The organism is Nonomuraea longicatena, assembly GCF_039525605.1.
Taxonomy (GTDB): Bacteria; Actinomycetota; Actinomycetes; order Streptosporangiales; family Streptosporangiaceae; genus Nonomuraea; species Nonomuraea longicatena.
Genome location: NZ_BAAAHQ010000054.1, coordinates 13,557 through 35,840 on the forward strand (window position 1 = coordinate 13,557; position 22,284 = coordinate 35,840).

Genomic DNA, 22,284 nt, shown 5'->3' on the forward strand with positions numbered 1-22,284 from the left:
CGTGAAGCGCCCGTCCCAACCCCGTGACCGGGGCATTCCCGAAGCGACGGTCGCGCGGCTCCCGCTGTATCTGCGCGCCTTGCATGGGATGGCGGAGCACGGGGTGGCCACCGTCTCCTCCGAGGACCTCGCGGCGGCGGCGGGGGTCAATTCCGCGAAATTGCGCAAAGACCTCTCGCATCTGGGCTCGTACGGAACGCGGGGGGTCGGCTACGACGTTGAATATCTCGTGTACCAGATCTCCCGCGAGCTCGGCCTCACCCAGGACTGGGCCGTGGCCATCGTCGGAGTGGGCAACCTCGGCCGGGCGCTCGCCAACTACGGCGGCTTCGTCTCGCGAGGGTTCAGGATCGCCGCGCTGCTCGACGCCGACCCCGAGATCGTGGGCGACGACATCGCGGGATTGAATGTGGAGCACATCGACGCGCTGGAAGCCGTGATCAAACGGCGTGGAGTCTCGATCGTGGTGCTGGCGACACCGGCGGCGGCCGCTCAGAACGTGTGCGAGCGGGTCGTGGCAGCGGGCGTGACCAGTATCCTGAACTTCGCCCCCGTCGTGCTTTCCGTGCCGGACAGCGTCGATGTCCGTAAGGTCGATCTATCCATCGAACTGCAGATTCTGGCGTTCCATGAGCAACGCAAAGCTGGGGGGCCACTCATGGCCGTGGACAGTCAATGAGTGTTCTGACTATCGGTCTCAGCCACCGGACCGCACCGGTGGCCATGCTGGAGCGCGTCTCGCTGTCGGGTGACGCGCTCGCCAAACTCCTCCACGATGTCCAGCAGGACGTCTGTGTGGCCGAGACCATGGTGGTCTCGACCTGCAACCGGGTCGAGGTCTACGCGGCCGTCGACCGCTTCCACGCGGCCGTCACCTCGGTGACCAGGCTGCTGAGCGAGCACACCGGCGTACCCGCCGCCGAGCTCACACCCCACCTGTACGTCCACTACGAGGACCGCGCGGTCGAGCACCTGTTCTCCGTCGTGTGCGGCCTCGACTCGATGGTCGTCGGCGAGGGGCAGATCCTCGGCCAGGTACGCAGGGCGCTCAAGCTCGGACAGAAGCACGGCACGGTCGGCGCCACCCTCAACGAACTGGTGCAGCGGGCGCTGCGCGTGGGCAAGCGGGCCCACACCGACACCGGCCTCGACCAGGCGGGCGCCTCGCTCGTGCACGCCGGTCTGGCCTTCGCCGGGCCGATCGAGGGCAGGCGGGCCCTCGTCGTCGGCGCGGGCTCGATGAGCGCGCTGGCCGCCGCCACCCTGCGGCGCGCGGGCGCCGGTGAGATCGTCATCGCCAACCGGACCTTCGAGCGCGGGGCCCGCCTCGCGGAGACGGTCGGCGGCCGGGCCGTACGGCTCGGCGAACTGACCCGCGAACTGGCCGCCGCCGACCTGGTCATCACCTGCACCGGCGGTGGCGACCACGTCATCACACCCGGCATGCTGGGGCGCGAGGTGTTCCTCCTCGACCTCGCGATGCCCCACGACATCGACCCCGCCGTACGGCAGGTGCCCGGGGTCACGCTCGTCGACCTGGAGACCATCCAGGAGTCGGGCATCGGCTCACGCGAGGGCGACGCCGTCCAGAGCGTGCGCGAGCTCGTGGCGGAGGAACTGGCGGCCTTCCTGGGCGCCGAGCGGGCCGCCAGGGTCACCCCCACCGTCGTGGCGCTGCGCAGCAAGGCGGCGGGCGTGGTCGAGGCCGAACTGGGCAGGCTCATGATGCGCCTGCCGGAGCTCGACGGCCGGGCCAGGGGCGAGATCGCGCAGACGGTGCAGCGTGTGGTGGACAAGCTCCTGCACGAGCCGACTGTGCGTGTCAAACAGCTCGCCACCTCGCCAGGAGGCGATCATTATGCGGAAGCGCTGCGCGAGTTGTTCGACCTTGATCCGAAGATGCCAGAGGCCGTGAGGGAGGTGGAGCTGTGACTCTGCGACTGGGAACCCGCCGCAGCACGATGGCGATGACGCAGTCCGGGATGGTGGCCGACGCCTACAGCGCGCGCACCGGCCGGGCGATCGAGCTCGTCGGCATCACCACGTTCGGTGACGTGACCAAAGCCCATCTGGCCCAGCTCGGCGGCACCGGCGTGTTCGTCAGCGCGCTGCGCGACAAGCTGGCGGAGGGCGCGATCGACTTCGCCGTCCACTCGCTGAAGGACCTGCCGACCAAGCCGGACCCGCGCTTCACGCTGGCCGCGCTGCCCGAGCGTCACGACCACCGCGACGCGCTCGTCGGCTCCAAGAAGCTCGCCGACCTGCCCCCCGGGTCCAGGGTCGGCACCGGCTCGCCGCGCCGGATCGCGATGCTGCGGGCGCTGCGCTCCGACCTTGAGTACGTCCCGATCCGCGGCAATGCCGACACCCGCATCGGCAAGGTGACCTCCGGCGAACTCGACGCCGTCGTGCTCGCCAGCGCCGGGCTGGCCAGGCTCGGCCGCGACGCGGAGATCGCGCAGATCTTCGAGATCGAGGAGCTGCTGCCCGCGCCCGGCCAGGGCGCGCTGGCCGTCGAATGCCTGGTGGATCGGGCCGACCTGGTCGAATTCCTGGGCGTGCTCGACGACCCTCGGACCCGCTCCGCCGTGGTGGCCGAGCGGGCCGTGCTGTCCGCCCTTGAGGCAGGATGCTCCGCCCCGGTGGGTGCCTTCGCCGCCGATGACGGGCAGAATCTGAACCTGACCGCCGCCGTCGTCGCACTCGACGGGCAGGCTGCGGTCCGCAAGTCCGCCGCCGGCCCCTCCTCGGAGGCCGATCGTCTCGGGCGCCTGCTGGCGGCCGAGATGCTCGCCGAGGGGGCCGACAGATTGATGGGGGAGCAGTCCCATTGAGCTCCGATAGTCCAACCTCCGGTTTCGTGGCGTTCGTCGGCACGGGTCCGGGCGACCCGAACCTCCTCACGCTGCGAGGCGCGGAGTTGCTCGGCAAGGCCGATGCCGTCGTGCTCGACGGCGAGGCGTCCAGCGCACTGCTGAAGCACTGCCGCGAGGGCGTCGAGGTGGTCGAGGGCGCATACCTCGACCGTGCCAAGGCCGGTCAGCTTGTCGTACGCCTGTGCGAGGGCGATCCGATGGTGTTCTCCTCGATCACCGAGGAGGTCGCCGCCTGCGCCTCTGCCGAGGTGGACTTCGAGGTCGTGCCCGGCGTGCCGCCCGCCACGGCGGTGCTCGCCTACGCGGGCATCCCGGCGGCCGTCGGCGTACCCGAGTTCCGGGTCGTGGACGCCGCCCAGGACCAGGACTGGTCCGCGCACGCGGCCTGTCCGGGCACGCTGGTGATCTACAACGGCGTCGCCGAGGCCGTCGCCATCGGCAAGGCGCTCGTCGCGGGCGGCAAGCCCGACAGCACACCCGTCGCGGTGAGCAGCGGCGGCACCACCACCGACCAGTTCACCGTGGTCTCCACGCTGGGCAGGCTGCAGCCCGACCTCAAGCACGCCGGGTTCACCGAGCCCGCGCTGATCGTGGTCGGCGACGCGGTCGGGCAGCGCGAGAAGCTGTCGTGGTTCGAGACCAAGCCGCTGTTCGGCTGGCGGGTGCTCGTCCCGCGTACCAAGGAGCAGTCCAAGGCGCTGTCGGAGCAGCTCGTCTCCTACGGCGCGGTGCCCGACGAGGTGCCGACGATCTCGGTCGAGCCGCCGCGCACCCCGCAGCAGATGGACCGCGCCATCAAGGGTCTGGTCACCGGCCGTTACGAGTGGGTCGCCTTCACCAGCGCCAACGCGGTCAAGGCGGTGCGGGAGAAGTTCGAGGAGTACGGCCTCGACGCGCGGGCCTTCGCCGGGCTCAAGGTCGCCGCCGTGGGCGAGGCCACCGCCAGGGCGCTGGTCGAGTTCGGTGTCAAGCCCGACCTGCTGCCTTCGGGCGAGCAGTCCTCCGAGGGCCTGGTCGCCGAGTGGCCGCCCTACGACTCGATGCTCGACCCGATCAACCGGGTGCTGCTGCCCAGGGCCGACATCTCCACGGACACGCTCGTGGCCGGGCTCACCGAGCTGGGCTGGGAGTGCGACGACGTCACCGCCTACCGCACCGTGCGGGCGGCCCCGCCGCCCCAGCCGATCCGCGAGGCGATCAAGGGCGGCGGGTTCGACGCGGTGCTGTTCACCTCGTCCTCCACCGTGCGCAACCTCGTCGGCATCGCCGGCAAGCCGCACAACGTCACCGTGATCGCGGTCATCGGCCCGCAGACGGCCAAGACCGCCGAGGAGTTCGGCCTGCGGGTGGACGTCATGGCCGACAAGCCGTCGGCCACGGCCCTCGCCGCCGCGCTGGCCGAGTACGGCGCCAAGCAGAGGCAGGCGGCCGTTGCCGCGGGCGACACCCCGCGCAAGCCGTCGCAGAACCGCAGGGGCGCACGCCGCCGTAAGTAGGAGACATCCAAGATGAGCGCTGAATTCCCCGTCGCGCGGCCGAGGCGGCTGCGCCGTACCCCCGCGATGCGCACGCTGGTCGCGGGCACCCACCTGCACCCGTCGCAGTTGATCCTGCCCGTCTTCGTCAAGGAGGGCCTCACCGAGCCGAACCCGGTGGCCTCGATGCCGGGGGTGGTGCAGCACACGCGCGACTCGCTGCTGAAGGCCGCCCACGACGCGGCGGAGGCCGGGGTCGGCGGGCTGATCCTGTTCGGCATCCCCGCCGTCAAGGACGCGAGAGGCTCGGCCGGCGACGACCCGGACGGCATCCTGCAGAAGGCGCTGCGCGAGGTGAGCGCCGAGGTCGGCGACGCCCTCGTGGTGATCGCCGACACGTGCCTCGACGAGTTCACCGACCACGGGCACTGCGGCCTGCTCACCCCGGACGGCGAGGTCGACAACGACGCCACCCTGCAGCGCTACGCCGACATCGCGGTCGCGCAGGCACGGGCCGGGGCCCAGATGGTGGCGCCGAGCGGCATGATGGACGGCCAGGTCGCCGCCATCAGGTCCGGCCTCGACGGGGCCGGGTTCGCCGACATCCCGATCATGTCCTACTCGGTGAAGTACGCCTCCGCCTTCTACGGCCCGTTCCGCGACGCCGCCGAGTGCGCGCCGCAGTTCGGCGACCGCGCCTCCCACCAGCAGGACCCCGCGGGCACCGCGGGCGAGGCGCTGCGGGAGATGCGGCTCGACCTCGCGGAGGGCGCCGACCTCGTCATGGTCAAGCCCGCCCTCGCCTACCTCGACATCATCGCGGCCATCCGCGCCGAGGCCGAGGTGCCCGTCGCCGCCTACCAGGTGAGCGGCGAGTACGCGATGATCGAGGCCGCCGCCGCCAACGGCTGGATCGACCGCGAGCGGATGATCATGGAGTCGCTGGTCGGGATCCGGCGTGCCGGTGCCGACCTGATCCTCACCTACTGGGCCAGCGAGGTGGCCCGGCGCCTGTGAGGGGGTTTCCCGTCGATCCCTGAGACCAGTGCGTTAGAGTGCGATGACAAGTGCTGGTGTGTCCCAGGTGGTGCGTTAGGCCCCCGGGGTCAGGGACCTCCTCAGGCGCGCGGATCGAACGGGAGACACCATGGTCGGGGTACCACTCGCTCGGCGTACGCGGAAGCGGACGCGCAAACTCGCCCGCCCGGCAAGGACCGAGGCCGTTCTCGGCTACGCGGCGCTGGGCTGGCCCGTGGTCCCCGGCGCACACCCGCTCCGCCACGGCCCGCGCGCGTGTTCCTGTGACCGCGTCGGCTGTCCCGATCCCGGTGCGCATCCGCTGTCTCCCGCCTGGCACGTGCAGGCCACGACCGACACGGCGCGGCTGACGCACTGGTGGCAACGCGAGCCGGAGGCCAACGTGATCCTGCCCACGGGGCGGGTGTTCGACGTCTTCGACGTACCGCTGGCCTCGGGGTTGTCCGCGCTCGCGCGTATCGACGCCGCAGGTTCCCATCAGGGCCCGGTCGCCGCCAACGGCGACCGGGTCCTGTTCTATGTGGCCACCCGTGGCAACCCGGACGACGAGCACGAGTGGTGGTCGTGCCATCTCGACTGCGACCCGGCCACCATCGACGCCTCACCGGGCCTGCGCTGGCACTGCCGCGACAGCTACGTGCTCGCCCCGCCCTCGACGCTGCCGACTGGGCAGCCGGTGTCGTGGCTGCGCCCGCCGGACGGTCGCCCGCTCCCCGACCCGCTGCGGGTGCTCGAACAGCTCGCCGACTGACTCTCCCCGCTCGCCAGTCCGCATAGGCTGGCCGGGTGAGCCGTACTCAATCCTCCGAGAGCCTGTTCCACCGCGCGACGGCCGTCGTGCCCGGCGGTGTCAACTCGCCGGTCCGCGCGTTCGGTGCCGTGGGCGGCACGCCGCGTTTCATGGCCGAGGGCCAGGGCCCGTACATCACCGACGTCGACGGCAACCGCTACGTCGATCTCGTGTGCTCCTGGGGCCCGATGATGCTGGGCCATCGCCATCCCGCCGTGGTCGAGGCGGTCACCGAGGCGCTGTCGCGCGGCATGTCCTTCGGCGCGGCCACCCCCGGCGAGGTCGATCTGGCCGAGGAGATCGTCTCCCGGGTGGCGCCGGTGGAGAAGGTGCGGCTGGTCAACTCGGGCACCGAGGCCACGATGAGCGCGGTACGGCTGGCCAGGGGCTTCACCGGCCGGGCCAAAGTGATCAAGTTCGCGGGCTGCTACCACGGCCATGTGGATGCGCTGCTGGCCTCGGCCGGTTCGGGTGTGGTGACGTTCGGGCTGCCGGACACCCCCGGTGTCACGGGCGCGTCGGCGGCCGACACGATCGTGCTGCCCTACAACTCGCGCGAGGCCGTCACGGCGGCTTTCGAGGCGGGCGAGATCGCCTGCGTGATCACCGAGGCGGTTCCCGCCAACATGGGCGTGGTGCCGCCCGAGCCCGGGTTCAACGCGTTCTTGCGCGACATCTGCACCCGCAACGGGGCGCTGCTCATCATGGACGAGGTGCTGACCGGCTTCCGCGTCTCGGCCGCCGGGTGGTACGGCATCGACCCGGTCGAGGCCGACCTGATGACGTTCGGCAAGGTCATGAGCGGTGGCCTGCCCGCCGCGGCCTTCGGCGGCCGGTCCGAGGTCATGTCACGGCTGGCGCCGGAGGGCCCGGTCTACCAGGCGGGCACGCTGTCGGGCAACCCGCTGGCCTGCGCGGCCGGGCTGGCGACGCTGCGCGCACTGGACGCCGCCGCCTACGAGCGGGTGGACGCGGCCGCGCGGACCGTGTCCGAGGCGGCCTCGGCGGCGCTGTCGGCGGCCGGGGTGCCGCACCGGCTGCAGAGCGCGGGCAACCTGTTCTCGATCTTCTTCACCGAGCGCGAGGTCAAGGACTTCGACGCCGCCAGGGGCCAGAACACCGCCGCCTACACGGCGTTCTTCCACTCGATGCTCGACCAGGGGGTCTACCTGCCGCCTTCGGCGTACGAGGCGTGGTTCCTGTCGGCCGCCCACGACGCGGAGGCGCTGGAGATCGTCGCGGCGGCGCTCCCCGCTGCCGCGAAGGCGGCCGCAGCCGCAGGCTGAGGTGTCCGGAGAAGGCCGGGCGACCCTGTGCTCTAACGGACCGGCTGGCCGGCGGGTTCGGGCTCTGGGGCGACGGCGGCCGTGCGCGACCGGGTGCCCGCGTAGAGGACGCCGCAGACGATGAGCACCGCCGCGGCCACCTTGGCCCAGGTGATCGGCTCGCCGACCAGCAGGGCCGACGACGACATGCCGAACACCGGGATCAGCAGCGTGTACGGCGCGACCACCGACGCGTCGTAACGCCGCAGCAGGAAGCCCCACAGGCCGAACCCGCCCAGCGTCGAGACGAACGCGACGAAGGCCAGCGACGCCCATCCGGCCAGCGGGGCGGCCAGGTCGGGCGGGCCTTCGACGACGTACGAGAGCAGGAAGAGCGGCGGGGTCGCCAGCGCGCTCACCCACACCATGAAGCGCAGCGAGTCGGGCGGCGCCGCCCGACGCTGGATGACGGTGCCCGCGCTCCACGAGGCGGCGGCCGCCAGGCACAGCGCGAAAGCCGCGAACGGTCCGGACAGCCCGAAGTCCACGGCGACGATCACCAGGCCGCCGAGCGCCAGGCCGAGGCCCGCGACACGGCGGCGGGTCAGTCTCTCGCCCAGCAGGAGCACCGCGACGACCACGGTGATCAGCGATTGCGCCTGCAGGACCAGGGAGGCGAGACCGGGTGGCATGCCCATGCGCATGCCGATGAGCAGCAGGCCGAACTGACCCACGCCAACGGTCGCCGCGACCCCCGCCACCCAGCGCCACGGTACGCCCGGCCGGCCCACGATCAGCAACGCGGGGAAGGCGGCCAGGGCGAACCTGAGCGCGGCGTACAGCAGGGGAGGGAAGTGGCGCAGGCCGACTTCCATGACGACGAAGTTGACGCCCCACACGGCCGCGAGGCCGACGGCTAGGGCCAGGTGCCTCGCTCTCACTTGCCGGTGGGCCTCTTGGCGCGGACGCGCTGCTCGCGGGCCTGCTCAGCCAGCTTCTTGAGGTAGGAGATCTCGGTCATGGGGGCCTTGTTCTTTCTCATGCATATATTTTCTCGCACTACATAATCAACCACAAGCGAGACTTCCTACGCTAAACCCTTTAGACTGGCTTACATGTCCGCCGTGGAAACGGCAGCAGTCCTTGGAAGGTCGGCCGAACATGCTGGATCTCAACAGGCTCAAGGCTCTCCACGCAGTTCACGTCTACGGCTCGGTCGGCGCCGCCGCCGACGCGCTCATGGTCACCCCGTCCGCCGTGTCCCAGCAGATCGCCAAGCTCGAACGGGAGACCAACTCCCGGCTCATGGAACGCAACGGCAGAGGAGTACGGCTGACCGACGCCGCCGGCCTGCTGGCCGAGCACGCCGAGCGCATCCTGGCCCTGGTCGAGACCGCGGAGGCCGACTTCGAGGCGCTGCGCGGCTCCGTCGTCGGCCGGCTCCACCTCGCCGCCTTCCCCACGGCCGCGCGCGGCCTGGCCCCCCACGCCCTGAAGACCCTGAGCCTGCTCCACCCCGACCTGCAGATCCACCTGCACGAGCGCGAACCGGAGCGGGTGGTGCGCGAGATCGCGCGCGGCGAACTCGACCTCGGCGTGATCCAGGACTGGCTCAACCGGCCGATGGCCATCCCCGAGGGCCTGTCCAAGGCGGTCCTGCTCGACGACATCGCCGACGTGGCCCTGTGGGCCGACCACCCGCTCGCCGACCGGAAGGAGATCGACCTGGCCGAGCTGTCCGGCGAAACGTGGATCAGCGGCTCGCCCGGCACGATCTGCCACGACTGGCTGGTCTACACGCTGCGGGCGGCCGACCTGGAGCCGGAGATCTCCTGCATGGCCGAGGAGTACCCGACCCAGCTCGCGCTGGTCGCCGCCGGGCTGGGCTGCGCGATCGTCCCGAGGCTGGGCCGTACGCTGCCGGAGGGGGTGCGGGCGGTGCCCACGCTGCCCCGGCAGACCCGCCGCATCTACGCCCTGTGGCGTACCGACGCGGCGCGCCGGCCCGCGATCAGGGCGGCCGTCGAGGCGCTGAAGGCGGCCGGGCGCGCGGTCAGCTGAGCGCGATGGCCACCACACCGCCGAGGATCACCGCCGCCGCCACGAGCCTGCGGCGCAGGCCGCCCTCGGCCAGCAGGTGGCCGCCCAGCAGAACCGCTATGAGCACGCTGACCTCCCGGGTGGGCGCGACGACGCTGACCGGCGCCATCGTGAACGCGTAGAGCACCAGCAGGTACGACAGCGGCATCAGCACCCCGGCGCCCACGATCCGCCACCGGTGCGCCCGCCAGGTGGGCCGGACGAGCCCCCGCCGCCCGGCACGGAGGACGGCGGGGGTCAGCACCGCCGCCCGTACGGCCTCGCCCAGGTAGTTGAGCAGGAGCGGAGCCACGGCGAACACGCCGACGACCCGGGAGTCCCAGAGCGTGTACGCGGCGATGAACACCCCGGTCGCGAGGCCGTAGGCGACGCCCTTCGGATCGACGGCGCCGCCGCTGCTCATGAGGAACACCCCGGCGCCGATCAGCAGGATCCCGGCCACCCCCCAGGGCCCCGGGCTCTCGCCGAGGAACAGCACGGCCACGAGCCCCGCCAGCATCGGCCCGGTGCCGCGCGCGACCGGGTAGACGGTGGACAGGTCGCCTTCGCGGTAGCCGCGTTGCAGCAGGACGAAGTAGCCGAGGTGCAGCATGGCGCTACAGCAGATCACCGCGAGGTCGCGCCAGCTCGGACGGGCGTCCTCGGCCAGGACGTACCAGAGGAAGACCGGGCTCCACAGCGCGCTCGCGGCGACGGCGACCAGCCACAGGAAGACCGTGCTGTCGGCCTTGGCGGACTGCTTGCTGAGGAGGTTCCAGCCGGCGTGCGCGGCCGCCGCGACGATGACGAGGGCGAGGGCCCACGGGCTCACGATGACTCCATGCGGCGACGGCGCCGCTCAGAGCGGGCTTCCGGCCAAAATTGTGGGGAATCTCCTGGATGTGGAGAATCTACGGGACGGAAGCGGAACCTTCGCCGCAGACAGGGCGACCTTACCGTGGCCCTACTTTTCGGTTGAACCCGACGCGTCCATTTTCGACGCCTATACGGTGCTGAGAAGCGGATAGGCTGGGCCCCACCATGGCTGAGACGACCGTCGTTCACCTGCTGCGTCACGGTGAGGTGCACAATCCCGACGGCATCCTGTACGGCAGGCTGCCGGGTTACCACCTGTCCGAAGCCGGCAACCAGATGGCCGAAACGGTCGCCAAATCGGTGGCGACCCGCGACATCGTCGCCCTGTTCAGTTCCCCGCTGGAACGTGCCCGGGAGACCGCCGCGCCGCTGGCCGCGACCCTCGGGCTGCACGTCCGGAGCGACGAGCGGCTGATCGAGGCGGGCAACCTGCTCCAGGGCCGCACCGTCGGCGACGGGCTCGGCATCCTGCGCAGCCTGCGCAACTACCGCTACTTCTACAACCCGCTCCGGCCGTCGTGGGGCGAGGCGTACCTGGAGATCAAGAAACGCATGCGCGAGGTCGTCGAGGACGCCCGCGAGGCCGCCAGGGGCCACGAGGCCGTCCTGGTCAGCCACCAGTTGCCCATCTGGACCATCCGCCGGGCCGCCGAGGGCCGCCGCAGGCTCTGGCACGACCCACGGCGCAGGCAGTGCGCGCTGGCCAGCCTCACGACCCTCACCTTCGACGGCGACCGCCTCGTGAGCGTCGCATACAGCGAGCCCGCCGCGTCCGTGCCGAGGGGACCCAGAGTCCCGGGCGCCTGAGCCCGCCGGTAGAGTGTTGAGCTCTACCGGCTGTAGTACAAGGAGATCTCCTCCGTGCGCGCGATGTCCGCCTCCCTCGCCCTGCTGGCCCTGCTGGCCGCAGGCTGCGCAGGCAACTCCCAGAGCGGCCAGCCGCAGGTCGGCGACACGCGCTTCGTCGCCGGCGACGGCAAGATGCAGATCTTCGCCGCCGCCGACCGCAGGCCCGCTCCCTCGGTCGAAGGACCCGGCCTCGAAGGCGGCACCCTGTCGCTCGCCCAGTACAAGGGCAAGGTCGTCGTGCTCAACTTCTGGGCCTCCTGGTGCGGCCCCTGCCGGGCGGAGGCGCCCGTGCTCAAGGACGTCGCCGCCAAGACCAAGGCCGGCGGCGTCGAGTTCCTCGGCGTCGACTTCAAGGACCGCAAAGCCGACGCGCTCGCCTTCGAACGCACCGAGAAACCGGGTTACCCCAGCATCTTCGACCAGCCGGGCAAGGTCGCGCTCGCCTTCCAGGGCACCGTGCCCCCCGCCGCGATCCCCTCCACGCTCATCATCGACGAGCAGGGGCGCATCGCCGCGCGGGCGCTCGGCGCGGTCAAGTACACCGACCTCATGGACGCGGTCACGAAGGTCCGCGATGAATGACATCGTCGCCACGGGTTCGCTCCTGCTGGCCGTGCCCATCGCCGTGCTCGCGGGCATCGTCTCCTTCCTGTCGCCCTGCGTGCTGCCGCTGGTGCCCGGCTACCTGTCGTACGTCACCGGGATGAGCGAAGACCCCAAACGCGGCCGGCTCGTGCTCGGCACGGTGCTGTTCGTCGCCGGGTTCGCCGTCGTCTTCGTGCTCAGCGGGGCGCTGTTCGGCGGCCTCGGCGCGCTCATGCTCGGCAACGCCGAGATCATCACCCAGGTGCTCGGCGTCCTCACGATCCTGCTCGGGCTGGCCTTCATCGGTCTCGTCCCCGGCCTCATGCGGGACGTGCGCATCCACCGGAGGCCGGCCGCCGGGCTCGCGGGCGCACCGCTGCTCGGCGTGGTCTTCGGCCTCGGCTGGACCCCCTGCATCGGCCCCACCCTGGCCGTCGTGCTCACCCTCGGCCTCAACGAGGGCAGCGCCTCGCGCGGAGCGTTGCTCGCCGTCGCCTACGCCCTCGGCCTCGGCCTGCCGTTCGTGGGCGCCGCCCTCGCCTACAGCCGGGCGCTGCGCACCTTCCAGGCCATCCGCAAGCACACCCGGCTCATCACCCGCATCGGCGGCGGCATGATGGTCGCCGTCGGCGTACTCCTGGTGACGGGACTGTGGGGGAAGATGATCGCGAGCTTGCAGGGGCTCATCGGCGCGTTCCAGCCGGTGATCTGATGACGGTGCGGGAGCAGGACCAAACGCGGCAGGAGACACCCGGGAACACGGGCTTCGGCCTCGTCGCCTGGGTGCGGTGGGGCTGGCGCACGCTCACCTCGATGAAGACGGCGCTCATCCTGCTGTTCCTCTTCGCCGTGGCCTCGATCCCCGGCTCGCTCATCCCGCAGCGCGGCGTCGAGCCGGAGAAGGTCGGCCAGATCTACCAGAACGACCCCACGCTCGCCGAGTGGTACGAACGCTTCCAACTGTTCGACGTCTTCGGCTCGTTCTGGTTCGCCGCCATCTACCTGCTGCTGTTCACCTCGCTGATCGGCTGCATCATCCCGCGCACCCTCACCTACGCCAAGGAACTGCGCCGCAGGCCGCCGGCCGCGCCCCGCCGTCTGTCGCGGCTGCCCCACCACGCCGAACTGCCCGAGGGCACCACGGTCGAGGAGGTGGCGCGACGGCTGCGCAGGCTGCGCTTCCGGGTGCAGGTCGGCGACGGATGGGTGGCCGCGGAGAAGGGCTACCTGCGCGAGGCGGGCAACCTGCTCTTCCACGTGTCGCTGCTCGGCATCCTCGTCGCCGTCGGCGCCGGGGCGCTGTTCGGCTACCGGGGCAACGTGCTGGTCGTCGAGGGCGACGGCTTCGCCAACACCGTCGCCGCCTACGACCGCTACATCCCGGGCAGCCAGGTCTCCGCCGAGTCGCTGGAGCCGTTCTCCTTCACCCTTGAGGACTTCAAGGCCACCTACCAGGTCGGCGGCGACCCGACGAAGCTCGGCCAGGCACTCGACTTCTCCGCCCACCTCAAGGTCAGCGACGCGCCCGGCGCCCCCGAACGGCCCTACGAGCTCAAGGTCAACGAGCCGCTGGAGGTCAACGGCACCCAGACCTACCTCATCGGCAACGGCTACGCCCCCGTCTTCAAGGTCACCGACGGCAAGGGGCAGGTCGCCTTCGAGGGCGCGGTCCCGTGCCTGATCGACTTCGTCCCCACCCGGGTCTCCGAGTGCGTCGTCAAGGCGCCGGACGCCCAGCCGGGCCAACTCGGCTTCCTCATCCGCTTCCTGCCGACCGTCGCCCCCGCCCAGGGTGGCGGCTGGACCTCCAGCTTCCCCGCCGACCTCATGCCCCGGGTGCAGATCTTCGGCGCGTTCACCGGTGACTTCGGCGTCCGCTCCGGCCTGCCGCAGTCGGTCTACCAGCTCGCGCCCGACGAGGTCATGAAGAAGCTCAAGCCGCTCGTCATGCCGTCGAAGACGCCGGAGCCGCTGGCCCCCGGCCAGTCCTTCGAGCTGCCGGAGGGCCTCGGCACCATCGAGTTCGTCGGCTCCAAGGAGTGGATGACCCTCCAGATCGCCTACGACCCGGGCCGGATGGCCGCCCTGGTATTCTCGGCGCTCGCCACTGTGGCCATCACGTTCTCACTGCTGATCCGCCGCCGCCGCGTGTTCGTCCGGGTCTCCGGCGAAGGCGCCGAGCTCGGCGGACTCACCCGCACCGAGGGTTCCGCAGCGGGCTTCGCCGAGGAGTTCGCCGGCATCGTCAAGGTCCTATCCGCTGGAGACAGGGATGTCCGCTGAAACACTCGCCGAGCTGAGCGACCAGCTCGTTCTCGGCTCCGTCCTGCTGTATGTGGCCTCCATGCTCGGCTTCGCCCTGGAGCTGGCCTACGGCAGGGCCGCCGTCAGCCAGAGCAAGGCCAAGGCGCGGCAGCCCGTCCCGGTGGGCGCGGTCGGGCTCGATGTCTCTGGGCCCGACGACGCCGCGCCGCAGCCCCCGGCCTGGGCCGTACGGGCGGGGACCTTCGCCCTCGCGCTCGGCTGGGTGGGCTGGGCCGCCACGCTGGGCGCCATCGTCACCAGGGGGCTGGCGGTCAGCCGCTGGCCCTGGGGCAACATGTACGAGTTCGTGGTGGCGATCTGCTTCGCCGCCGTGACCGCGTTCCTCGCCACCCAACTGCGCAACAGCGTCCGCTTCCTCGGCCCGTTCGTGATGGTCACCGCCGCGCTGGGGCTGGGCTTCGCGGTCAAGTTCCTCTACACGGCGGCCGGCCCGGTCGTGCCCGCCCTGAACTCCTACTGGATCGCCATCCACGTCTCCGCCGCGATCCTGGCCTCCGGCCTGTTCATCCTGGCGGGCGTCGCGGGCGTGCTCTACCTGGTACGCCGCGAGGGCCTCTCGCGCCTGCCCACCCGTGAGCAGCTCGAAGCCGTCGCCCACCGGGCCATCGTGCTGGCCTTCCCCGTCTGGACCTTCGCCGTCATCGCCGGCGCCCTCTGGGCGGACAAGGCGTGGGGCCGCTACTGGGGCTGGGACCCCAAGGAAGTCTGGTCGTTCATCACCTGGGTCGCCTACGCCGCCTACCTGCACGCCCGCGTGACCGCGGGCTGGCGCGGCAAGGCCGCCACGGCGGTGCAGCTCGTCGCGCTCGGCTGCCTGCTGTTCAACCTGATCGGGGTCAACATCTTCCTCGGCGGTCTGCACAGCTACGCCGACGTCAACTAGGAGGCTCAGCCGTCCCCGCGCATCCGCTTGTCGATGTCGCGCAGGAAGTCGGGATCGTCGTCGGGGCCCTTCGGGGCCTCGCCGCGTGACCTTCTCGGCGCCGCCGCGCCGCCTGCTGTGCCGCCTTCTGGGCCGCCTTCTGGGCCTCCGGCGAGCGGACGGCCGAGCAGGAACCAGAGCAGACCGCCCGCCACCGGAATGAAGATCACGACGAGGGCCCACAGAGTCTTCGGGATGCTGCGTGCCTCGTCCTCCGGCGTCGTGACGACGTCGAAGAGGGAGTAGAGCCAAAAGCCCAGCACCGCCAGGCTGACGAGTACACCTGCCATTCCCGAACTGTAAGCCATCCGCGTCGTGATCGTGCTTGCCTGGTGCCCCATTTCGGATGACTAGGGAAGATCCGCGTCGTACGGTGGAATGCGCGCCCGGCACGGCGACCCGCCATGTCCGGTCGCCAAGCCCGACTGTCTGGCCCGATCGTGGCCGTGCGTAGCGAGGTGGGATGGCCTTCACCCCCGACAAGGGCCGGCACCGGCGAGGACGTTGGTGGCGCCGTGGCTCGTACCTCTTCTCCAGACGTGGCGACGCGCCGCCGGACGCCGACCGCTCCTTCTGGTCGTTACACAAGGAGGCCCCCGTGGAGTCCCCCGAGTCCTACGGAGCCGCACCGCGCCTGCCAGGACGGGAGCGAGCGCCTGAGGGCGTGCGGGAGACGGCCTGGCGGGTGCCGCCCGACGGATTCCGCGCCGCGGAGCGTGAACGCCCCAGAATCGGTCGTGAGCGGCTGCCGGCCGCCGTGGTGGAGCGGCCCCAGTACACCTGGCAGGACTTCGAACTCCCCGACGTGCAGCCGAGGGCGCAGCCCAACCGTCCGGACACGCCCGACCTGGGCGACGGCCTGCTCCACTGCGGCCCCCTCGAAGCCGTGCTGCACCGTCAGTGGGACGCCCGCCAGGGCCCGCCCCCGCCGGAGACGGTCCGGGCCGTCGAGAGCCTCGCCCGCCTGCCGGAGCGGTTGAAGAAGAAGCTCGCCATCAGCCTGGAGGGCATCTACGTCGGCCCCGGAGGCGTTCCGGACCTCGACGACATGGGCTACCTGCGCGGTGCGCCGCTCCCCTCGGGCCGGGCCTCCTGGGACATCTGCGCCGGCGCCTACGGCGACCGCAAGATCGTCGTCGGTGACCGGCCCTCGCCGACCCCCGACGTGATGATGCACGAGGTCGGCCACGCCATCGACGACGTCGACTCGGCACCCGGCGAATGGGTCTCGGACTCACCCGAGTTCGTGGCACTCTACGAACAGGCCACGCCGCTGCTGGCCTCCGCCTTCCACCGCCAGGCAGGAGGGCTGGGCCGCAAGGAGTTCTTCGCGGACGCGTTCGCCGCGATCGCCTCGCGCCAGCGGCCGGCCCTCGTCGACATGCTGGGCGGCGACACGCGGATGGCACTCGACGTCATGCTGTTCTTCAACCGGCGCTACGGAATCTAGGTGATGAGCGATGTACGTCATCCGGCTCGCCGATGGGACCCTGCGCGTGCCCCAGAGCCTGAGCAGCGAGGACGGCCGTCTCATCGGCAACGCGTACGTCGAGGTGACACCCGGCGAGCCCGGCTACGACCAGTGGCTGCCCGAGTCGATCACGGAGGCGGAACTGGAGGACCGGCGGGAGCGCTGGCTGAGCGGCAACGACGATCTGGAACAGGAGTTCCTCGCCTTCAAGGCCCGGCAGGAGGGGCGTTGACGCAGGGACAGCGCCTGGTCGACCTGGGGGGTGGGGGTCGGCCGTGCGGCCCTGGGGTTCGGGCTCGGGGCTGTCCGTGCGCTTTGTGAAGGGCGACGGGCCGGACACGCCGGAGTCGGCGTGCCGGACCGGTCATCGGGGGCGGACTGGGGCTGTGCCGTACGGTGCCGGCGGCTGCCGGTCGTGTGGCGGGGCCGTGCGGGAAACGCTCGCACGGCGTCACCCGGGCAGGTGATCCTGCGAAGCAGGATCACCGACCGGACTGAACGTCAGACTCGCGGGGACTCACCTGCCGGCCGTTCGGCCGTAAGAACGTCCTCGCCTCGCAGAAGGGCGTGCACTTCCGACTCGCGGAAGCGCCGGTGCCCTCCGGGGGTGCGGATACTGCTGATGCGGCCTGCCGCAGCCCAGCGCGTAACCGTCTTCGGGTCTACCCGGAAGAGGGCGGCAACCTCTCCTGGGGTCAGCAGACGCTCGCTGCTACTCTCCACCAATCTCTCCCCCTCGCATCCCGCTTCCTGCCAGCGGGCGGACAGGCAACCAGTGTGTCGAGCGAAGCCTGATTTATCCGTGGTTTTCGACAAAGATCACGGGTTGTTATCGGCTAACTGCCCGATTGTTATATGATAGAGCCTCTTTGGGGCTCTCGTGGGTGTTTCTTTACGAAACACCCTGACTGGGCACAGTAGCAGCGCTCGCGCCCCGTGCGTAGACCGCCAGCCGGGGGAGTGGACGGGAGAGCACGCCCCAGGCCGAGTAACCTCGAACCCGTGCGTCCCGTTCTCGTTTACACCGCGTCGCGGATCGGCCTGTTTCTCGTGACCCTCGGTGTGCTGTATCTCCTCGGCCTGCAGAACCTACTGCTGCTCGTCGCCGCGTCGTTCCTGATCAGCGGTGTCGCCAGCTATGTCCTGCTGTCCAAGCAGCGTGACGCCGTGAGCGCACGCATCAGCGACAAGGTCAACCGACCAAAGCCGCAGAACGACTAGGGCAGGGGGAACATGCCAATTCGGGCATGGTACTCCCGTCCGAGTCTCGTTGTGTCGCTACCAACGAGTAGACCCCCGTTGTGCGCCAGGAATGCCTTCACCCCGATGCCACGCTCACGTCCTGGATTCCAGGACAGCGCCTTTCCCGTACGCGGGTGAATGGCCGCGATGCCCTCCCGTGACACCGCCCCTGACCCGGCCGAATCCCGGCCATGGGGATTGTCCATCCAGCGCTGGTGACCGCCGACATAGACCGCGGCGCCTGTCACGGACACTGAATACAGAGAGTCGCCGCCGGTGTAGTTGACCCAGGTGGGAGCGACTTTCTGGCCTGTGGCGTACGTCTCGAACCGAGTCGCGGTGTCGCACAGCTTGCCCGTGGTGTGCCTGCCGCCCGTCGTGACCACCACGAACCAGCGGCCGTCGGGCGACAGGTCGAGCCCCCGCACGTACGAGGGGAAGACCGACTTGCACTCCGGCTCGTACGCCGAGGTCCGCCAGTCGGCCACCCGCGCGGGCGAGGACCGGATGTCGATCAGCCCGAGCTGCGGCCGCGAGTGGCCGTCGAGCGTGGTGAAGCTGCCGTCCACGATCAGACGGTCGGCCGTCGCCGCCAGTGAGTACACCTTGACCCTCGGCGTGCGCGGGGTGCCCGGCGTCACCGTGAAGTTCGGGTCGGTCGCGCCGGTCACGGCGTCGAACCGGGCCAGCGCCGTACGGGGGCCGGTGAAGTCGCCGCCCGCGTACAGGTGGGCGCCACGCCTGACCAGGGCCGTGACCATGCCGCCGGTCAGGCGCGGCGCGAACTCGCGCACCCGCTCGCCGTCGGACAGCCGCAGCCGCGTCAGCGACATGGCGCGGCTCCTGTTGACCGTCGGGAAGTCGCCGCCCACGTAGACGGTGCCGTCCGGCCCGGCCGTGAGCGCGTGGACGGGGCCGTCGACGTCAGGGGCGAAGTCGGGCAGGATCCGGCCGCTGGCCAGGTCGAAGGCGAAGACGTTGCTCCGGGGCAGGGTGCGGGTGCGACCGGCGTCGGCGACCTCGCTGAACGAGCCGCCCACCACGACCGTGCCGCCGACCAGGGCGAGGGCGCTGACGATGCCGTCGAGCACGTGGGGCGTGGTGTCGACCGGATCGGCTGAGACGACCCTCGGGTGTGTGACGGGAGCCATCGCGACCGCGGCCGCAAGGAAGGCGCGAGCGAGCATGCGCCCAGTAGTAGCAGACCGTGCGTGTTGGGGTCGCTACTTTCCGTTGAATACCGGCTTGGGCCTAGTCTTTGGGATATGACGCGTGCTCAGTTGGACAAACAACCGCACGAGGTCGCCGCGATGTTCGACCGCACGGCCCGGCGCTACGACCTCGTCAACGACGTGATCTCGTTCGGCCAGGTGCGCCTGTGGCGCAGGGCGGTCGCCGCCGCCGTCGACGCCGGGCCCGGCGAGGTCGTCCTCGACCTCGGCGCCGGCACGGGCACCTCGACCGACGCCTTCACCACGCTCGGCGCCAGGGCCATCGCCTCCGACTTCTCCCTCGGCATGCTCAGGACCGGGGTCGGGCGCCACGGCGGCAACGCCCTGAGCGGCCCCGGCATCCCCTTCGTCGCGGGCGACGCGATGCGGCTGCCCTTCGCCGACGACAGCTTCGACGCCGTCACGATCTCGGTCGCGCTGCGCAACGTCCACGACACCGGGCAGGCGCTGCGCGAGATGCTGCGCGTCACCAAGCCGGGCGGCAGGCTCGTCATCCTGGAGTTCTCGCACGTGACCGTGCCGCTGTTCGACCGCGTCTACCGTGAATACCTGATGCGGCTGCTGCCGCAGGTGGCCACCGTCCTCGGCAGCAACGACGACTCCTACGAGTACCTCGCGGAGTCCATCCGCGACTGGCCGGACCAGCCGACGCTGGCGCGCACGATCCAGCAGGCCGGCTGGGAGCGGGTCGCCTGGCGCAACATGAGCCTCGGCATCGTCGCGCTGCACCGGGGCCGCAAACCCGCGTGATCTCTTCCCGGTCTGTGGGAGATCACGCTAGGTTGCCCTTCGTCGGAGTGCTCGCCCGGCCCGCCGTCCAGACGGGCCCCGACTGCCCCTTTGTGCCACGAAGGGGTTAGACTTGCGGACCGACAAGTTTGTGAAGGGGTTCACAAAGGAACGAAGGCGCCACACCCCGAGCCTTCGAGTGTGTAGGACAGGACAGTCCAGTGACCGTGCCAACAGCCAATCAGGCTGACGCCGACGTCATCGTCGTCGGCGCCGGTCCCGCCGGTTCCGCGACCGCTTTCTACCTGGCAGCCGCCGGCCTCGACGTGCTGCTGCTGGAGAAGACCGAGTTCCCCAGGGAGAAGGTCTGCGGCGACGGGCTGACCCCGAGGGCCGTCAAGCAGTTGCTCAACATGGGCATCGACATCGACGCCCCCGGCTGGGTGAGGAACAAGGGCCTGCGGGTCGTCGGCGGCGGCCATCGCTTCGAGCTCGACTGGCCCCGGCTGGAGAGCTTCCCCGACTTCGGCCTCGTGCGCACCCGCAAGGACTTCGACCAGATCATGGCCGCCAACGCGGTCGAGCACGGCGTCCGCCTCATGGAGGGCGTCAACGTCACCGGGCCGGTGCTCGACGACCGCAGCGGCCACGTGATCGGCGTCACCACCAAGGACGGCCGCACCTTCCGCAGCCGCGTCGTCGTCGCGGCCGACGGCAACAGCACCCGCCTCGCGCTCGGCATGGGCCTGCACAAGCGGGAGGACCGCCCGATGGGCGTGGCCGTGCGCACCTACTACCGGAGCCCGCGCCACGACGACGACTACATCGAGACCTGGCTCGAACTGTGGGACGCCGAGACGCTGCTGCCCGGCTACGGGTGGATCTTCCCCGTCGGCGACGGCACCTGCAACGTCGGCCTCGGGCTGCTCAACACCAGCGACGCCTTCAAGAACATCGACTACCGAGACCTGCTCAAGCGGTGGGTACGCAACATGCCGGAGGACTGGGGCTTCGGCGAGGCCACCATGACCGCCCCGATCAGGGGCGCCGCGCTGCCGATGGCCTTCAACCGCCAGCCCCACTACACCCGGGGGCTCGTCCTCGTCGGCGACTCGGGCGGCGCGATCAACCCGTTCAACGGCGAGGGCATCGCCTACGCCATGGAGACCGGTGAGATCGCCGCCGAGGTCATCGCCAGAGCACTGCGCACGAGCACGCCCGCGCACCGGGAACGCGTCCTGCGCACGTATCCTGACGTGCTGAAAGACGCGTACGGCGGCTACTTCACGCTGGGCCGGTGGTTCGTCGAGGCGATCGGGCGGCCGGGGGTGATGAGCTTCGGAACCAGGCACGGCCTGCCTCACCCCAGGCTGATGCGCTTCGCGCTCAAACTCCTTGGTAATCTCACCGACCGGCGAGGCGATGCCTCAGACAGGCTCATCAACGCACTTTCGAAGGTCGCCCCACCAGCATGAACCTCATACCCACCAGGCACAACCGTCCGTCCGACCGCGCGCCCGCACGCGTGGCGACAGTAGAGGAGGCGTAGCGGATGGATCTATATGTACCCATCTTGGTGCTCGCCATCATCGCGGGAGGGTTCGCGATCTTCTCGGTCGCCATCGCCCCGTTCACCGGCCCCAAACGCTGGAACCGCGCGAAGCTCGACGCCTACGAGTGCGGCATCCAGCCGACGCCGCAGCCGACGGGCGGTGGCCGTTTCCCGCTGAAGTACATGATCACCGCGATGCTTTTCATCGTGTTCGACATCGAGATCATCTTCCTCTACCCGTGGGCGGTCTCCTTCGCCCCGCTGAAGGGCCCCGACGGCCAGGTGATCGCGTCGGGACTCGGAGTGTTCGCGCTCGTCGAGATGGTGCTGTTCATCGCCACCGTGCTTGTGGCCTACGCCTACGTGTGGCGCCGCAAGGGTCTGGACTGGGACTGAAAATGGGACTTGAAGAGAAACTCCCCAGCGGGTTCATCCTCACCACGGTCGAGCAGGCCGCGGGCTGGGCGCGCAAGAACTCCGTGTGGCCCGCGACCTTCGGCCTCGCCTGTTGCGCGATCGAGCTGATGGCGACCGGTGCCTCCCACTACGACCTGGCCCGCTTCGGCATGGAGCGCGCCTCGGCCTCTCCCCGCCAGGCCGACCTCATGATCGTGGCCGGGCGGGTGTCGCAGAAGATGGCGCCGGTGCTGCGTCAGATCTACGACCAGATGGCCGAGCCCAAGTGGGTCATCGCCATGGGCGTGTGCGCCTCCAGCGGCGGCATGTTCAACAACTACGCCATCGTGCAGGGCGTCGACCACGTCGTACCCGTGGACGTCTACCTGCCGGGCTGTCCGCCCCGGCCGGAGATGCTCATCGACTCGATCGTGAAGCTGCACGACAAGATCCAGAACATGAAGTTCGGCGCGCACCGCAAGAAGCAGATCGACGAACTCGAACTGCAGGCGCTGCGCACCGTCCCGCTGATCGACCAGGGGGCAGGGAAGTGAGCGACAACCTCCCCGAGGTGCCGGAGAC

General features: G+C 70.4%; 25 protein-coding genes. 20 read left to right on the forward strand and 5 right to left on the reverse strand.

The features are described from left to right. The first annotated feature begins 1 nt into the window (after window position 1). The 7 genes from ABD120_RS36485 (at window position 2) to hemL (ending at window position 7,465) form a co-directional block, all read left to right on the forward strand. A complete protein-coding gene (locus ABD120_RS36485; protein ID WP_343954935.1) occupies window positions 2–679 on the forward strand; it encodes a redox-sensing transcriptional repressor Rex in 678 nt (225 codons plus the stop codon). Further along, window positions 676–1,932 (forward strand): glutamyl-tRNA reductase, encoded by a 1,257-nt coding sequence (locus tag ABD120_RS36490; RefSeq protein ID WP_343954936.1) that lies wholly within the window; start codon window positions 676–678, stop codon window positions 1,930–1,932. Before ABD120_RS36485 ends, ABD120_RS36490 begins: the two co-directional genes overlap by 4 nt. Next, a complete protein-coding gene (gene hemC / locus ABD120_RS36495) occupies window positions 1,929–2,834 on the forward strand; it encodes a hydroxymethylbilane synthase (protein WP_343954937.1) in 906 nt (301 codons plus the stop codon). The genes ABD120_RS36490 and hemC overlap by 4 nt, the downstream gene beginning before the upstream one ends. Window positions 2,835–2,860: 26 nt before the next feature. Further along, the gene (locus tag ABD120_RS36500; RefSeq protein ID WP_343954938.1) at window positions 2,861–4,372 is read left to right on the forward strand and encodes a bifunctional uroporphyrinogen-III C-methyltransferase/uroporphyrinogen-III synthase; all 1,512 of its coding nucleotides are present in this window, start codon (window positions 2,861–2,863) and stop codon (window positions 4,370–4,372) included. Between the two features lie 12 nt (window positions 4,373–4,384). Beyond that, a complete protein-coding gene (gene hemB / locus ABD120_RS36505; protein ID WP_343954939.1) occupies window positions 4,385–5,368 on the forward strand; it encodes a porphobilinogen synthase in 984 nt (327 codons plus the stop codon). A gap of 130 nt (window positions 5,369–5,498) precedes the next feature. Continuing rightward, window positions 5,499–6,140 carry a bifunctional DNA primase/polymerase gene (locus ABD120_RS36510; RefSeq protein ID WP_343954940.1) on the forward strand — a complete coding sequence of 214 codons (642 nt, stop codon included), beginning with the start codon at window positions 5,499–5,501 and terminating at the stop codon, window positions 6,138–6,140. A 35-nt stretch (window positions 6,141–6,175) separates the two neighbouring features. After that, window positions 6,176–7,465, forward strand: coding sequence for a glutamate-1-semialdehyde 2,1-aminomutase (hemL, locus tag ABD120_RS36515; RefSeq protein ID WP_343954941.1), 1,290 nt, complete (start codon window positions 6,176–6,178; stop codon window positions 7,463–7,465). Window positions 7,466–7,497: 32 nt separating this feature from the next. Here the strand turns inward: hemL and ABD120_RS36520 are convergent, their stop codons facing one another. Continuing rightward, window positions 7,498–8,385 (reverse strand): EamA family transporter, encoded by an 888-nt coding sequence (locus tag ABD120_RS36520; RefSeq protein WP_343954942.1) that lies wholly within the window; start codon window positions 8,383–8,385, stop codon window positions 7,498–7,500. A 220-nt stretch (window positions 8,386–8,605) separates the two neighbouring features. On the opposite strand from ABD120_RS36520, the gene ABD120_RS36525 reads away from it, so the two are divergent. After that, window positions 8,606–9,505, forward strand: a complete 900-nt coding sequence (locus tag ABD120_RS36525; RefSeq protein ID WP_343954943.1) for a LysR family transcriptional regulator — start codon at window positions 8,606–8,608, stop codon at window positions 9,503–9,505. Here the strand turns inward: ABD120_RS36525 and ABD120_RS36530 are convergent. Next, window positions 9,498–10,355, reverse strand: a complete 858-nt coding sequence (locus tag ABD120_RS36530) for an EamA family transporter (RefSeq protein ID WP_343954944.1) — start codon at window positions 10,353–10,355, stop codon at window positions 9,498–9,500. The two genes, ABD120_RS36525 and ABD120_RS36530, sit on opposite strands and share 8 nt — an antisense overlap. Before the next feature lie 209 nt (window positions 10,356–10,564). Between ABD120_RS36530 and ABD120_RS36535 the strand changes: the two genes are divergently transcribed. The 5 genes from ABD120_RS36535 to ccsB all read left to right on the forward strand — a co-directional run bounded on the left by ABD120_RS36535 (window position 10,565) and on the right by ccsB (window position 15,041). Next, window positions 10,565–11,206, forward strand: coding sequence for a histidine phosphatase family protein (locus ABD120_RS36535; RefSeq protein ID WP_343954945.1), 642 nt, complete (start codon window positions 10,565–10,567; stop codon window positions 11,204–11,206). A gap of 63 nt (window positions 11,207–11,269) precedes the next feature. Further along, the gene (locus ABD120_RS36540; RefSeq protein WP_343955024.1) at window positions 11,270–11,830 is read left to right on the forward strand and encodes a TlpA family protein disulfide reductase; all 561 of its coding nucleotides are present in this window, start codon (window positions 11,270–11,272) and stop codon (window positions 11,828–11,830) included. Further along, window positions 11,823–12,545, forward strand: coding sequence for a cytochrome c biogenesis CcdA family protein (locus tag ABD120_RS36545; protein WP_343954946.1), 723 nt, complete (start codon window positions 11,823–11,825; stop codon window positions 12,543–12,545). The genes ABD120_RS36540 and ABD120_RS36545 overlap by 8 nt, the downstream gene beginning before the upstream one ends. After that, on the forward strand, window positions 12,545–14,116 hold the full coding sequence (gene resB, locus ABD120_RS36550) for a cytochrome c biogenesis protein ResB (RefSeq protein WP_343954947.1): 1,572 nt from the start codon (window positions 12,545–12,547) through the stop codon (window positions 14,114–14,116). Before ABD120_RS36545 ends, resB begins: the two co-directional genes overlap by 1 nt. Beyond that, window positions 14,106–15,041, forward strand: coding sequence for a c-type cytochrome biogenesis protein CcsB (gene ccsB, locus ABD120_RS36555; RefSeq protein WP_343954948.1), 936 nt, complete (start codon window positions 14,106–14,108; stop codon window positions 15,039–15,041). The genes resB and ccsB overlap by 11 nt, the downstream gene beginning before the upstream one ends. A gap of 5 nt (window positions 15,042–15,046) precedes the next feature. Here the strand turns inward: ccsB and ABD120_RS36560 are convergent, their stop codons facing one another. After that, window positions 15,047–15,370 carry a PLD nuclease N-terminal domain-containing protein gene (locus tag ABD120_RS36560; protein ID WP_343954949.1) on the reverse strand — a complete coding sequence of 108 codons (324 nt, stop codon included), beginning with the start codon at window positions 15,368–15,370 and terminating at the stop codon, window positions 15,047–15,049. A 308-nt stretch (window positions 15,371–15,678) separates the two neighbouring features. Here ABD120_RS36560 and ABD120_RS36565 point away from each other — a divergent pair, with 308 nt between their 5' ends. Both ABD120_RS36565 and ABD120_RS36570 read left to right on the forward strand, forming a co-directional pair. Beyond that, on the forward strand, window positions 15,679–16,530 hold the full coding sequence (locus ABD120_RS36565; protein ID WP_343954950.1) for a hypothetical protein: 852 nt from the start codon (window positions 15,679–15,681) through the stop codon (window positions 16,528–16,530). Window positions 16,531–16,540: 10 nt separating this feature from the next. Then, window positions 16,541–16,783: a hypothetical protein gene (locus ABD120_RS36570; protein ID WP_343954951.1), complete on the forward strand. Its 243-nt coding sequence runs from the start codon at window positions 16,541–16,543 to the stop codon at window positions 16,781–16,783. Window positions 16,784–17,052: 269 nt separating this feature from the next. On the opposite strand, the gene ABD120_RS36575 is transcribed toward ABD120_RS36570, so the two are convergent. Next, window positions 17,053–17,274 carry a BldC family transcriptional regulator gene (locus tag ABD120_RS36575; RefSeq protein WP_157248821.1) on the reverse strand — a complete coding sequence of 74 codons (222 nt, stop codon included), beginning with the start codon at window positions 17,272–17,274 and terminating at the stop codon, window positions 17,053–17,055. A gap of 279 nt (window positions 17,275–17,553) precedes the next feature. On the opposite strand from ABD120_RS36575, the gene ABD120_RS36580 reads away from it, so the two are divergent. Next, entirely contained in the window at window positions 17,554–17,772 is a 219-nt protein-coding gene (locus ABD120_RS36580; protein ID WP_343954952.1) for a DUF4229 domain-containing protein, read from the forward strand. Here the strand turns inward: ABD120_RS36580 and ABD120_RS36585 are convergent. Continuing rightward, window positions 17,769–18,980: a hypothetical protein gene (locus ABD120_RS36585; protein WP_343954953.1), complete on the reverse strand. Its 1,212-nt coding sequence runs from the start codon at window positions 18,978–18,980 to the stop codon at window positions 17,769–17,771. The two genes, ABD120_RS36580 and ABD120_RS36585, sit on opposite strands and share 4 nt — an antisense overlap. A 78-nt stretch (window positions 18,981–19,058) precedes the next feature. On the opposite strand from ABD120_RS36585, the gene ABD120_RS36590 reads away from it, so the two are divergent. From ABD120_RS36590 to ABD120_RS36605, 4 genes are all read left to right on the forward strand, one after another. Beyond that, on the forward strand, window positions 19,059–19,775 hold the full coding sequence (locus ABD120_RS36590) for a demethylmenaquinone methyltransferase (RefSeq protein WP_343954954.1): 717 nt from the start codon (window positions 19,059–19,061) through the stop codon (window positions 19,773–19,775). Between the two features lie 200 nt (window positions 19,776–19,975). After that, entirely contained in the window at window positions 19,976–21,229 is a 1,254-nt protein-coding gene (locus ABD120_RS36595) for a geranylgeranyl reductase family protein (RefSeq protein ID WP_343954955.1), read from the forward strand. 77 nt (window positions 21,230–21,306) lie between these two features. Beyond that, the gene (locus ABD120_RS36600; RefSeq protein ID WP_343954956.1) at window positions 21,307–21,702 is read left to right on the forward strand and encodes an NADH-quinone oxidoreductase subunit A; all 396 of its coding nucleotides are present in this window, start codon (window positions 21,307–21,309) and stop codon (window positions 21,700–21,702) included. Between the two features lie 2 nt (window positions 21,703–21,704). Continuing rightward, window positions 21,705–22,256, forward strand: a complete 552-nt coding sequence (locus ABD120_RS36605; protein ID WP_343954957.1) for a NuoB/complex I 20 kDa subunit family protein — start codon at window positions 21,705–21,707, stop codon at window positions 22,254–22,256. Window positions 22,257–22,284 lie beyond the last annotated feature (28 nt).

Coding starts and splice junctions, on each gene's coding strand:
- ABD120_RS36545 (WP_343954946.1), top strand. CDS start 11,823: ATGAATGACATCGTCGCCACGGGTTCGCTCCTGCTGGCCGTGCCCATC.
- ABD120_RS36590 (WP_343954954.1), top strand. CDS start 19,059: ATGACGCGTGCTCAGTTGGACAAACAACCGCACGAGGTCGCCGCGATG.
- ABD120_RS36535 (WP_343954945.1), top strand. CDS start 10,565: ATGGCTGAGACGACCGTCGTTCACCTGCTGCGTCACGGTGAGGTGCAC.
- ABD120_RS36540 (WP_343955024.1), top strand. CDS start 11,270: ATGTCCGCCTCCCTCGCCCTGCTGGCCCTGCTGGCCGCAGGCTGCGCA.
- ABD120_RS36510 (WP_343954940.1), top strand. CDS start 5,499: ATGGTCGGGGTACCACTCGCTCGGCGTACGCGGAAGCGGACGCGCAAA.
- ABD120_RS36600 (WP_343954956.1), top strand. CDS start 21,307: ATGGATCTATATGTACCCATCTTGGTGCTCGCCATCATCGCGGGAGGG.
- ABD120_RS36570 (WP_343954951.1), top strand. CDS start 16,541: ATGTACGTCATCCGGCTCGCCGATGGGACCCTGCGCGTGCCCCAGAGC.
- ABD120_RS36560 (WP_343954949.1), bottom strand. CDS start 15,370: ATGGCAGGTGTACTCGTCAGCCTGGCGGTGCTGGGCTTTTGGCTCTAC.
- resB (WP_343954947.1), top strand. CDS start 12,545: ATGACGGTGCGGGAGCAGGACCAAACGCGGCAGGAGACACCCGGGAAC.
- ABD120_RS36490 (WP_343954936.1), top strand. CDS start 676: ATGAGTGTTCTGACTATCGGTCTCAGCCACCGGACCGCACCGGTGGCC.
- hemB (WP_343954939.1), top strand. CDS start 4,385: ATGAGCGCTGAATTCCCCGTCGCGCGGCCGAGGCGGCTGCGCCGTACC.
- ABD120_RS36585 (WP_343954953.1), bottom strand. CDS start 18,980: ATGCTCGCTCGCGCCTTCCTTGCGGCCGCGGTCGCGATGGCTCCCGTC.
- ccsB (WP_343954948.1), top strand. CDS start 14,106: ATGTCCGCTGAAACACTCGCCGAGCTGAGCGACCAGCTCGTTCTCGGC.
- ABD120_RS36525 (WP_343954943.1), top strand. CDS start 8,606: ATGCTGGATCTCAACAGGCTCAAGGCTCTCCACGCAGTTCACGTCTAC.
- ABD120_RS36605 (WP_343954957.1), top strand. CDS start 21,705: ATGGGACTTGAAGAGAAACTCCCCAGCGGGTTCATCCTCACCACGGTC.